14 protein-coding genes and 1 pseudogene are annotated in these 11,722 nt (G+C 54.2%); 14 read left to right on the top strand and 1 reads right to left on the bottom strand.

Annotation, left to right across the window (positions count from 1 at the left end):
* On the bottom strand, positions 1-728 hold a 728-nt coding region (locus AC2VLY_RS16425; RefSeq protein WP_486922664.1), incomplete at its 3' end, for an inositol monophosphatase family protein.
* Between the two features lie 110 nt (positions 729-838).
* Between AC2VLY_RS16425 and AC2VLY_RS16420 the strand changes: the two genes are divergently transcribed.
* From AC2VLY_RS16420 to AC2VLY_RS16355, 14 genes and pseudogenes are all read left to right on the top strand, one after another.
* Positions 839-1,606, top strand: a complete 768-nt coding sequence (locus AC2VLY_RS16420; RefSeq protein WP_300254225.1) for an RNA methyltransferase — start codon at positions 839-841, stop codon at positions 1,604-1,606.
* A 50-nt stretch (positions 1,607-1,656) separates the two neighbouring features.
* Positions 1,657-2,412 carry a serine O-acetyltransferase gene (cysE, locus tag AC2VLY_RS16415; protein ID WP_193649931.1) on the top strand — a complete coding sequence of 252 codons (756 nt, stop codon included), beginning with the start codon at positions 1,657-1,659 and terminating at the stop codon, positions 2,410-2,412.
* A 45-nt stretch (positions 2,413-2,457) separates the two neighbouring features.
* Positions 2,458-2,949: an Rrf2 family transcriptional regulator gene (locus AC2VLY_RS16410; RefSeq protein WP_193649932.1), complete on the top strand. Its 492-nt coding sequence runs from the start codon at positions 2,458-2,460 to the stop codon at positions 2,947-2,949.
* A gap of 18 nt (positions 2,950-2,967) precedes the next feature.
* A complete protein-coding gene (locus tag AC2VLY_RS16405; RefSeq protein WP_227485235.1) occupies positions 2,968-4,233 on the top strand; it encodes an IscS subfamily cysteine desulfurase in 1,266 nt (421 codons plus the stop codon).
* Positions 4,234-4,257: 24 nt separating this feature from the next.
* Complete coding sequence (gene iscU, locus AC2VLY_RS16400; RefSeq protein ID WP_193649933.1) at positions 4,258-4,683, top strand: Fe-S cluster assembly scaffold IscU; 426 nt, start codon at positions 4,258-4,260, stop codon at positions 4,681-4,683.
* Between the two features lie 10 nt (positions 4,684-4,693).
* Positions 4,694-5,017, top strand: a complete 324-nt coding sequence (gene iscA, locus AC2VLY_RS16395; RefSeq protein WP_193649934.1) for an iron-sulfur cluster assembly protein IscA — start codon at positions 4,694-4,696, stop codon at positions 5,015-5,017.
* A complete protein-coding gene (gene hscB, locus AC2VLY_RS16390; RefSeq protein ID WP_193649935.1) occupies positions 5,017-5,634 on the top strand; it encodes a Fe-S protein assembly co-chaperone HscB in 618 nt (205 codons plus the stop codon). Before iscA ends, hscB begins: the two co-directional genes overlap by 1 nt.
* A 103-nt stretch (positions 5,635-5,737) precedes the next feature.
* A complete protein-coding gene (gene hscA, locus AC2VLY_RS16385) occupies positions 5,738-7,603 on the top strand; it encodes a Fe-S protein assembly chaperone HscA (RefSeq protein WP_193649936.1) in 1,866 nt (621 codons plus the stop codon).
* Positions 7,604-7,942 carry an ISC system 2Fe-2S type ferredoxin gene (fdx, locus tag AC2VLY_RS16380; RefSeq protein WP_075322849.1) on the top strand — a complete coding sequence of 113 codons (339 nt, stop codon included), beginning with the start codon at positions 7,604-7,606 and terminating at the stop codon, positions 7,940-7,942.
* Positions 7,942-8,136: a Fe-S cluster assembly protein IscX gene (iscX, locus tag AC2VLY_RS16375; protein WP_010638760.1), complete on the top strand. Its 195-nt coding sequence runs from the start codon at positions 7,942-7,944 to the stop codon at positions 8,134-8,136. The genes fdx and iscX overlap by 1 nt, the downstream gene beginning before the upstream one ends.
* Positions 8,137-8,148: 12 nt before the next feature.
* Positions 8,149-9,207, top strand: coding sequence for a tRNA 2-thiouridine(34) synthase MnmA (gene mnmA / locus AC2VLY_RS16370; protein WP_486893101.1), 1,059 nt, complete (start codon positions 8,149-8,151; stop codon positions 9,205-9,207).
* A gap of 179 nt (positions 9,208-9,386) precedes the next feature.
* Entirely contained in the window at positions 9,387-10,649 is a 1,263-nt protein-coding gene (locus AC2VLY_RS16365) for a DEAD/DEAH box helicase (protein ID WP_486893100.1), read from the top strand.
* 114 nt (positions 10,650-10,763) lie between these two features.
* A complete protein-coding gene (gene phoB / locus AC2VLY_RS16360; RefSeq protein ID WP_193649939.1) occupies positions 10,764-11,480 on the top strand; it encodes a phosphate regulon transcriptional regulator PhoB in 717 nt (238 codons plus the stop codon).
* Positions 11,470-11,722, top strand: a pseudogene (locus tag AC2VLY_RS16355) (hypothetical protein); the annotation flags it as partial. The gene phoB and the pseudogene AC2VLY_RS16355, both read left to right, overlap by 11 nt.

The raw sequence follows: 11,722 nt of genomic DNA, 5'->3' as shown, positions 1-11,722 counted from the left end.
GAAACGATGTTGCCATTTTCCAGAAATCCATGGACCCCCGTAAAGTCGGTAGCGACCCCTCCGGCCAGCTGAACCAGCAGTGCGCCCGCTGCCAGATCCCAGGGTATGAGGTGGAATTCCCAGAATCCGTCATAACGGCCGGCAGCCACATAAGCCAGATCCAGAGCGGCAGAACCCGGGCGCCGAATGCCTGCAGTTTTCAGCATGAAGGCCTTGAAGGTGGCGAGATAGGTATCCAGATAGGAAAAATCCCGAAAAGGAAACCCGGTACCCAGAAGCGCGCCATCCAGATCTTTGCGTTGGGCAATACGCAGGCGGCGATCATTGAGATGGGCGCCGCCCCCGCGCGTCGCGGTAAACAGCTCATCGTGGATGGGATTGTAAATAACTGCATGTTCCAGTCGGTCAAAATGTTTAATGCCAATGGAAACACAGAGCTGTGGCATGCCATGAATGAAATTGGTGGTGCCGTCGAGAGGATCGATAATCCATTCAAAATCCTTGTCAGGAATCCGGTTACCTTCTTCGGCCAGAATGCCATGATCCGGGTAGGCGCGGCGGATGATTTCGACAATGGCGGCCTCGGCGCGTTGATCCACGTCGGTCACAAAGTCATTGTGCGCTTTGCTGGTGATGGTGATTTCATTGACCCGGGCAAAACTGCGATTGATGATGTCGCCGGCTTTACGGGCGGCACGGATAGCGGTAACTAATATGGGATGCTGCATGGGAACCCTATGGCAAAACAAATTGGGTCCAGTATAAAGGAGAACGGCAATGACCGCACGAATAGCGCTGTGCATCAAACTAAACAGCGCGTGATCAGGAGTAAGATAGCTTGAGTACAAAATTTCTGGAGGGGCTGCGGGTGGTTCTGGTGGAAACCAGCCATCCGGGCAATATTGGCGCGACTGCCCGCGCCATGAAAGTGATGGGACTGCAACATCTGGTCCTGGTGAATCCTCGTTTTTTTCCTCATCCTGAAGCGACAGCACTGGCATCAGGTGCCGAGGATATTCTTGAACGGGCGCAAGTCTCAGAAGACCTTGCTGCAGCCTTGCAGGGCTGCAGCAGGGTCTATGGAACCAGTGCCCGGGATCGCCGCATTCAGTGGCCCGTGCTGGATGCCCGCGAGGCGGCTGTGGAAATGGTTACGGAGCTTGCTGACGGAAATTGTGCGCTGGTTTTTGGCCGTGAGCGCACGGGGCTCAGCAATGAGGAGCTGGATCACTGTCAGGTTCTGGTGAATATTCCCACGGCGGAATTATATCATTCCCTGAATCTTGGTCAGGCGGTGCAGGTTCTGGCTTACGAACTGCACATGGCGACTCTTCAGGCAAATCTGGAGCTGCACCCTGATCCCGCTGTAACCAGCGTAGAACTGGCAGCGCCTATGGAGGACATGGAAGGTTTTTATGGTCATCTGGAGCAGGTTCTGCGGCAAAGTGGTTTTTTACAGGAAATTCGTGCCATCCGGATGATGCGTCGATTGCGCCGTCTCTATGATCGAGCCCGGCCTACGGCTAATGAAGTCAATATTCTGCGCGGCATTCTCACCGAAATACAGCGCTGGGCGACGAATAGTAGACAAAAAGGGTCGGGATAGTCTTTAATGCGGGCTGACAAGGGCGCGTAAAACCTGGAGGAACATAACGAATGGCTGGTCATTGGCGTGCTGACCTGGATGCCGTATTTGCCCGTGATCCTGCCGCCCGCAATCGTCTTGAGGTTTTGCTGACCTATCCCGGTGTGCATGCCCTGTTTATGCACCGTCTTGCCCATGGGCTATGGAAACGGCGCTGGCACTTGCTGGCCCGCAGTCTCGCGGCTTTTTCCCGTTTTTGGACGGGCATTGAAATTCATCCTGGTGCCTGCATTGGGCAGCGCTTTTTTATTGATCATGGCATGGGTGTAGTGATCGGTGAGACGGCAGAAATTGGTGACGATTGTACGCTTTATCATGGCGTTACCCTGGGTGGAACGTCCTGGCAACCGGGCAAGCGTCATCCCACATTGGGTAATGGCGTGATTGTCGGCGCGGGGGCCAAAGTGCTGGGACCCATTATGGTTGGCGATCAGGCCCGGGTTGGTTCCAATGCGGTCGTGGTCAAATCGGTTCCGGCAGGGGCGACAGTGGTGGGGATTCCCGGCCGGATCGTGAATAAAGGGGAACAACACCCGGATAATTTTGAGGCCTATGGACTGACCGGGCAGATGCCTGACCCGGTAGCGCGAGCGATAGAATGCATGCTTGAACACATGCATCGTCAGGATGCCGAAATCACCCAGATCAGGTCCGGATTGCAACAATTACAGCCGCGTGAAGCCTTGATGCCGGTCGAGGAAATCGCTTGTTCTCTGGAAGCAGAGCCGGATTCTGCTGAACAGGGAACTTCAAAACAGAATACTTGACTAAATTAGTACAGATAGTAGGATGTGCAGCATAGGTTACCTGATATGAAATTGACGACGAAAGGCCGCTATGCCGTGACAGCCATGCTGGATTTGGCTCTGCACCAGAGTGACGGCGTGGTGACGGTAGCGGATGTTTCCCAACGTCAGCAAATATCGGTGGCTTATCTTGAGCAGTTGTTTGGACGTATGCGGCGCTTCGGGCTGATTGAAAGTGTACGTGGGCCTGGTGGGGGTTATCGGCTGGCTGTGCCGGATTCGGAAATTCCCCTGACCATGATTGTCGAGGCGGTTAATGAGTCCATCAGTACAACCCAATGTGGTGGAGAACCACAAAACTGCTGCAAGGGTGAAGGCCAGCAATGCCTGACCCATGATTTGTGGGAAGAATTGGGCGAGCGTATCGCCAGTTTTCTCGGGAATATCACCTTGGGTGATCTGGTTGCCCGACATTTACAAAAAGAATCGGCGCAGGGTGTGCCTGTTCGTATGCAAAATCGTCATGCGTTGCGTGCGGCAACACATGATACCGCTTGATACCGTGAGGTGCAGAAAATGAATCAACCCCAAATTATCGACCTGGAAAGCAAGAAACCCTTGCTGATTGACCCGGATCGTCCCATTTATCTGGATTATCAGGCGACCACGCCGGTAGACCCACAGGTGTTGGAACAGATGCTGCCTTATTTGACCCATGATTTTGGCAATGCAGCGAGCCGTTCCCATGCTTATGGCTGGACAGCAGAAAAGGCCGTCGAAAAAGCCCGTCAGCAGGTGGCGGATGCGCTTCATGCGGATCCCCGGGAAATTGTCTGGACCTCAGGCGCAACAGAAGCCACCAATCTGGCCCTGAAAGGCGCGGCGCATTTTTATTCCGGCAAGGGCAAGCACATTATCACCCTGCGCACCGAGCACAAAGCGACTCTGGACACCTGCCGTCAGTTGGAGCGGGAAGGTTTTGAGGTCACTTATCTGGAGGTTCAGGAAGATGGTCTGCTCGATCTGAAGGCTTTCGAAGCCGCCATTCGCCCAGATACCATCATCGCCTCGGTGCTGTTCGTGAATAATGAGATCGGTGTCATCCAGCCCATGGAAGAAATTGGCCGGATTTTGCGGACGCACAAGGTACTTTTTCATGTGGATGCGGTGCAGGCCCTGGGTAAGATACCAGTAGATGTAGAAGCCATTCAGGCGGACATGATGAGCGTGTCCGGACACAAGATTTATGGCCCCAAAGGCATCGGTGCTCTGTATGTCCGGCGTAAGCCCCGGGTGCGCGTGGAGGCTCAGGTGCATGGTGGTGGTCACGAACGGGGCATGCGTTCAGGCACTTTGCCCACGCACCAGATTGTTGGTATGGGAGCAGCTGCGGAACTGGCCGTTCAATTGATGGATGCTGATGCCCAAAGAATTGGTAAATTGCGCGATCGTCTGCTCAAAGGCATTCAGGATCGTGTTGAGGAAACCTATATTAATGGCAGCATGGAACATCGGGTTCCGCATAACCTGAACATCAGTTTTGCCTTTGTTGAAGGCGAATCTCTGATTATGGCGCTGAAGGAAATCGCGGTTTCCAGCGGTTCAGCCTGTACTTCAGCCAGTCTGGAGCCGTCTTACGTGCTTCGGGCACTGGGTAAGTCCGATGAGTTGGCCCATAGTTCCATTCGTTTCGGTATTGGGCGCTTTACGACCGAGGCGGAAATCGATGCCACCATCGAGTTGATTGCGGGCAAGGTGGGCAAATTGCGGGAGTTGTCACCGCTTTGGGAAATGCATCTGGAAGGCATAGATCTTAACAGTATTCAGTGGGCCGCACATTAAGGCCCTCAAGCAAGGAGAATAGTCATGGCATACAGCGAAAAAGTGATCGATCATTATGAAAATCCCCGGAATGTCGGGGCGATGGACAAGGATGATAGTGGGGTTGGCACCGGCATGGTAGGCGCGCCCGCATGTGGAGACGTCATGCGTCTGCAGATCAAGGTAAACGAGCAGGGCATCATCGAAGATGCCAAGTTCAAGACTTATGGTTGCGGTTCGGCCATTGCCTCCAGCTCACTGGTTACCGAGTGGGTCAAGGGTAAAACACTTGACGAGGCCATGACGATCAAAAACAGTCATATTGCCGAAGAGCTGGAACTGCCCCCCGTCAAAATCCACTGTTCTGTGCTGGCAGAAGATGCTATCAAGGCGGCTGTGGAAGACTATCGCAGCAAGCAGGGTGCCGGGCACAGTCATGCTGAAGTGGCTGCCGCCCAGGTGGCACACTAAGGATACGGTCATGGCTTTGACTTTATCGGAAAGCGCAGTCCAGCAGGTTCGCAAGAGCATAGCCAAACGTGGTAAAGGCCTGGGAATCCGTATTGGTGTCAAAACCAGCGGCTGCTCCGGCTTATCCTATGTGATGGAATTTGTGGATGCCCCCAATCCGGAAGATATGGTTTTTCCCCATGATGATGTGAGTCTGTTCGTGGATCCGAAAAGCCTTATTTATCTGGACGGGACGGAGCTGGATTTTACCCGTGAAGGCCTGAATGAAGGGTTTCGCTTCAACAACCCCAATGTGAAGGACTCCTGCGGCTGCGGCGAGAGCTTCACGACCTGATGGCGGAAGTATGCATTCAGTGCGGGGCGGAGCTCAATGCTCCCCCCGCACTTTGTCATTCCTGTGGGGCCATTCAGCCCTTTCGTGCGGAGTTGTCACTGTTCGGTGTGGTCGGGTTGCCGGAAAGCTATGATCTGAATCTGCAGGAATTACGGAGTCAGGTATTGCAGTTGCAGAAAATCCTGCATCCCGACCGCTTTGCCCGGGCAGATGCGACGACCCGGCGCTTTTCCCTGGAGTGGAGTACCCGGCTGAATGAAGCGCTGGCGGTACTGCGTGATCCCCTGAAGCGTGCGGACTATTTGTTGCAACGTCAGGAAATTGATGCCCTGGGTGAGCAGGTCAAGGTAGCTGATCCGTCACTGCTGATGACCCAGATGATGTATCGGGAGCGTCTGGAAGATGTGCTTGCAGCCAGGGACCAGAACGGGTTGGACCAATTGCGTGGAGAAGTGGAAGACGCTTCATCCAAAGCGGTAAACAAGCTTCACATCCTCTTGAAAAAGCTGCCCTGTGAACAGGTTGACGAGGCTGGATCTGTACTGCGTGAGTTACAGTTTCTGGACAAACTCCTGGGTGAAATTGATCGTGGCGAAGAGTCTTTGCAAAATCTGTAGTTTTTGGATATGTCACACGAACTTTTAAGATAAAGCCTGGCGTAGTTGCTTTGCAGGGACCATACGCAGAGCTTTTTATCATGAACAAACAAGGTGCTATAGCATGGCTTTAATGCAAATTGCAGAACCGGGCATGACTGCTGATCCGCATCAGCGGCGGCTGGCTGTCGGGATTGATCTGGGAACTACCCATTCTCTGGTAGCTTCCGTTTTGTCTGCGCTGCCGACGGTCATGCGCAACCATGACGGGCAATATTTGTTACCCTCGGTGGTGCGCTACTGCGAAGACGACAAGGTGGTTGTGGGTTATCCGGCACAGGCGGCAGCGGGGCAGGATCCCCACAACACTATTGCTTCGGTCAAGCGTTTTATGGGTCGTGGTCATGAAGACGTCCAACTTTTGGCCGGGCACTTACCCTACGATCTGGTACCCGCTGAAGGCATGATTCGTCTGCGCACGCGTGCGGGTGAAAAGTCCCCCGTTGAGGTTTCTGCAGAAATTCTTAAGGTTCTGAAAGATCTGGCCGTGGAAACGCTGGGATCTGAGCCCGAGGGTGCCGTCATTACCGTGCCCGCCTATTTTGATGAGGCGCAGCGGCAGGCGACCAAAGATGCTGCCCGACTTGCTGGCTTGAATGTTTTGCGCCTGCTGGCCGAGCCCACGGCGGCGGCAGTGGCGTATGGACTGGATAAAAAAAGTGAAGGTCTTTTTGCCATTTATGACCTCGGCGGCGGCACTTTTGATATCTCCATTTTACGCCTGCAGGCGGGAGTGTTTGAAGTGCTGGCAACTGCCGGCGATACGGCCCTGGGTGGCGATGACATGGACCATGCCATCGCTGAATGGTTGATGGCGGAGAGTGGTATCCATCTGGATGATCCACTCTGGCGTCGTCAAGTTCTGCAACAGGCGCGGCAGGCCAAGGAAGCCCTGACAGATCAGGAGCAGGTTGAGCTGACGCTGGACTCCGGGCAGGGTGCTCCCCGCGTCATCCAATTGACGCGAAAGCAGCTTGAAACCCTCATTCAGCCTGTTTTGCAGCGCACCCTTCCGGCCTGCCGGCGCGCCCTGCGTGATGCGGGTCTGAAAGTGGCGGATGTGGATGGGGTGGTGTTAGTGGGAGGGGCAACCCGGGTTCCGGCCCTGCGTCGTCTGGTATCCGAATTTTTTCAGCAGCCGGTATTGACTGATATTGATCCTGATCAGGTGGTGGCTTTGGGTGCGGCCATTCAGGCCGATGCGTTGGTGGGCAATCAGCGTGAAGATTTACTGTTGATGGATGTTTTACCCCTTTCTTTGGGCCTGGAGACCATGGGCGGGTTGGTGGAAAAAATTATACCCAGGAATACCCCTATCCCCGCTGCCAAAGCCCAGGAGTTCACGACTTTCAAGGACGGCCAGACGGCCATGAGCATTCATGTGCTCCAGGGGGAGCGGGACCTGGTGCAGGATTGTCGCTCTCTGGCGCGTTTCAGTTTGCGGGGGATTCCCCCTATGGTAGCCGGAGCTGCCCGGATTCGCGTGACCTTTCAGGTTGATGCCGATGGCTTGTTGACGGTATCTGCAGAAGAAACTAGTACGGGCGTGCGTTCCGAGGTGCTGGTTAAACCCAGTTTTGGCCTCAATGACGAGGAAATTGCCCGCATGCTCCAGGATTCTTTTGCGCATGGAGCTGAAGACATAGCGCATCGGCGTCTTTCCGAAGCACGGGTGGAAGGGGAAAGGGTGCGTGAAGCCTTGCAAGGTGCCTTATCGACTGATGCTGCCTTGCTGCAAGCGGACGAAAAAGCCCAATTGGATGCCGCCAGTGAGCATTTAGAGCAGTGTCTGGCAGGCAGTGACGCAGATGCCATCAGTAAAGCCGCCGAGGCAGTGGAAGCTGCAGCCGAACCTCTGGTGCAACGACGCATGGATAGTGCCTTGCGGCGGGCTATTGCCGGCCGTTCCATAGATGACCTGGGAGAGTGAATGACTAAAATACAAGTACTGCCCAATGCTGAACTTTGCCCCGAAGGAGCGGAGTTTGAGGCGGAGCCGGGAGAAACCATTATTGCTGCGGCCATGCGCAACCATATAGCGATTGAACATGCCTGTGAAATGTCCTGTGCCTGTACGACCTGTCATGTCATTTTGCGGGAAGGTTTTGACAGCCTCGAAGCCGCCGAAGAAAAAGAGGAGGATCTTCTTGACAAGGCCTGGGGTCTTGAGCCCACTTCGCGCCTGAGTTGTCAGGCCAAAGTGGCGGAAACCCCTCTCGTCATTGAAATACCCAAGTACACCATCAATCTGGAAAAGGAGCGGCACTGATGCATTGGGGTGATACCATGGATATTGTTTTCGCGCTGGATGAAGCACATCCCGATGCGGATGTGCAGTTGCTCCGATTTACAGATTTGCATCGCTGGATTGTCGAACTTGCAGATTTTGATGATGATCCTGAAAAGTCCAGTGAAGGGGTCCTCGAAGCCATCCAGATGGCCTGGCTGGCAGAGCGGGACTAAGGGCAGGTTAACATGGCGGCACCCAAGGCATTGGTGGCACTTTCCGGCGGCGTAGACTCTGCGGTAGCAGCAATTCTCATGCAGGAACAAGGCTATGATCTGATCGGCGTCACCATGCGCCTCTGGCCGAAAAGTCGTTGTTGCGACGAGAAAGATATTGAAGACGCAGCCGAAGTCTGTGCCCGGCTCAATATCCCTTATCAGGTTCTGGATTATCGCGAGGCTTTTCGCCAGCAGGTTGTGGATGTGTTTGTGGCAGAATATCAGGCGGGGCGAACGCCCAATCCCTGTGCCCGCTGCAATCAGTTTCTCAAGTTCGATGCCCTGTTGGAAGAAGGTAAAAAGCTGGGTGCCACGATTCTCGGTACGGGTCATTATGCCCGTCTTCAGGAAACGTCTTCCGGTATGTCTTTGCTGCGGGGTGAGGACGCAGCAAAAGATCAGTCCTATTTTCTGTTTGCGCTGAATGCCGGTCTGCTGCCGCAGCTGCGTTTCCCGGTGGGTGAAATGAATAAGGACGCGGTTCGGGCCATCGCCCAGCGGCACGCTTTGCCGGTGGCAGCCAAGCAGGACTCTCAGGATATCTGTTTTGTTCCGGACGGGGACTACCGGCGTTTCCTGGCGGATTATGCCGGCCTTGATATGGAGCAGGAAGGGGAGATGGTCGATAGCAGCGGTCAAGTCATCGGGCATCATTCCGGAACCCTGAATTTTACCGTAGGACAGCGCAAAGGTCTGGGGGGCGGCAGTGGTCAGCCGCGCTACGTGCTGGCCCTGGATCCGGTTCGTAATCAGGTACGAGTCGGTAGCGAAAATGAATTGTATCAGCCTCAGGCCTTTTTGCAGGACTGCAACTGGCTGACGCCCCTGTCTGCTTCGGATGAACACACTGTGACCGTCAAATTGCGGTATCGCTCACGCCCGGAGCCGGGGCTGTTGCTCCTGAAGGAAGATGGTCGTGCTGAAATTCACTTTCATGAAGCACAACGGGCTATTACTCCCGGTCAGGCGGCGGTGTGTTATCAGGGCGAGCGTCTGATCGGTGGCGGCTGGATCAGATCGAAGCTTTGATGGCGAGATTTGCCGATTAACTCATTTTATTCTCGTATTTATGTTTATATTCTGATAAAGTCACGTTTGCCATCATGATACAGTCTATATGATGGCCCTTTGCATTGGTCCCCACCTTGAGAAGCGTCTGCCCAGACTGACGCCCTAGCGGCGAGGCCGGTGTTTTTGGAGTAAATCCCATGTCGTCTGATTTTGCATCTCTCGGACTTTCCGAGCCCATCTGGCGTGCTGCAGCGGAACGCGGTTATACCACCCCCACACCTATTCAGGAACAAGCCATACCAGTGGTCATGTCTGGAGTGGATTTACTTGCCGGTGCGCAAACCGGTACGGGCAAAACAGCTGCTTTTGCCATGCCGATTCTCCACAAACTGGCCGCCACGTCGGAAACTGCGTTTCATGGTCCCTCCAGCGTGCGGGCCCTGGTGTTGGTCCCTACCCGGGAACTGGCTGCTCAGGTAGAAGAAAGTGTGCAGCTTTACGGGCGACATCTGTCTCTCCGCTCCCTGATTCTGATTGGTGGCGTCAAAATCAATCCACAAATGCAGAAGTTGCGACGCAGTGTGGACGTGCTGGTGGCCACACCAGGGCGCCTTCTGGATCATATTCAGCAACGCAGTGTGGATTTGTCGCATGTTGAAATTCTGGTTCTGGATGAAGCGGATCGTATGCTGGATATGGGTTTTATCCGGGATATTCGACGGATTCTGGCAGTGTTGCCCAAAAAGCGTCAGAACCTGTTGTTTTCTGCAACTTTTTCCCCGGAAATCAGAACCCTGGCAGACGGCCTCCTGAATAATCCGGTCAGTGTCGAAGTGGCCAGTCGTAACGCCACTGCCGATACGGTTTCCCAGCGCTTTTTGGCGGTGGATCAGGATCGTAAAAGAGAACTCCTGACCCATCTTATCGGTGAACAACAATGGCATCAGGTGCTGGTGTTTACCCGAACCAAGCATGGTGCGGATCGACTGGCGAAACATCTCTCCCAGGGGGGCATGCAGGCCATGGCCATTCACGGTGATAAAAGCCAGGGTGCCCGTACTCGTGCCTTGGCTGAATTCAAGGAAGGTAAGGTGCGGGTGTTGGTGGCTACGGACATTGCAGCACGAGGTATTGATATCAGTGAGTTGCCCCATGTAGTGAACTTTGAACTGCCGCATGTGCCGGAGGACTATGTGCACCGCATTGGGCGTACTGGCCGCGCCGGGAATAATGGTCAGGCGGTTTCTCTGGTCAGCGTCGATGAACGTAAACAATTGGCGGACGTAGAGAAACTTCTGAAGCGCTCCTTTACTAAAGAAACCATTGTGGGTTTCGAGCCCAAGCAAAGCTTTTCCAGTCAGCCGCATGCGCCGCATACGCGTCGTCCGACCGCGCCCGGCGTTCAGCGCCGGGCGCCTTCACGTCCGACTGGTGGTGGGAATCGGTTTCGGGATCGATAAAATCCGCTCATAAATGTTGCTGGACAGTATCTGTCTGGTTTTTCGGCTTGGCAGACCCCCCGCTGATCAGTCACAATGCCGGGGGAAGGGGCGTCAATCCGAGATAAGGCAGATATGGAAGAAGAAAAGATTTCCTCTGCACGCATTCTGGTTGTTGAGGATGAAGAGGGTATTCAGGAATTGTTGCGGGTTGCCCTGAATCGTCAGGGTTTTGAGGTGCGTTGCGAAGGCAGTGTGGAATCCGCTGAGCCGGCGCTCCAGAGTTGGGCACCTCAGCTCGTTATTCTGGACTGGATGCTACCGGGTGAAAATGGTCTTGCCTGGTGTCGGGCCTTGCGTCGTTGTGAAGAAACCCAAAAACTGCCGATCATTCTTCTGACTGCCCGGGGTGAGGAAGGGGATAGGGTGCATGGCCTGGAATCGGGGGCAGATGATTATCTGGCCAAGCCCTTTTCACCACGTGAGCTGGTGGCCCGCGTCAACGCCTTGTTGCGCCGCAGTTATGGTAATAATTCTGCCGGTGTGGTGAAGCTGGGTGAGTTGCATGTCGACCTGCGCGCGCATCGGGTTTATGTCAAAGATGTCCAGTTGCATCTGGGGCCCACGGAATTTCGTTTGTTGCGCCTGTTTGTGACCAATCCTGATCGGGTTTTTTCTCGCGACATGTTGTTGGATCAGATTTGGGGCAGACAAAGTTTTATCGAAGAACGCACTGTCGATGTCCATATCCGCCGTTTACGGCGGGTTCTTGACGAATACGGTCACGCGCCCTTGATTGAGACAGTTCGTGGTGAAGGTTACAGATGTAGTGCAGTGGTCGGTGACGTATGAATATGGCACTACCCAAAATTCTGAACAAACTCTTTTTGTTTTTGTGAAAACCTTGCGCGCATGGTTTTATCCGCTGGCCGTATGGGCGCTGATTCCCCTTTTTCTGACCGCAGACAGTTTGCGTGCCTGGTCTTATTTACCTCCAGTGATCATCGCCTTGATTCTGGCGATCTGGGTTGCCTGGCATCGGCAACAATCCCAAAGTTTCAGTGCCTGGTTCCGTAATCCCGATACTCATCTTC

This window comes from Acidithiobacillus sp. TH-A36, assembly GCF_057473445.1.
Note: the sequence above shows the minus strand (reverse complement) of the source record. Positions and strands in the feature narration are given on the sequence as shown.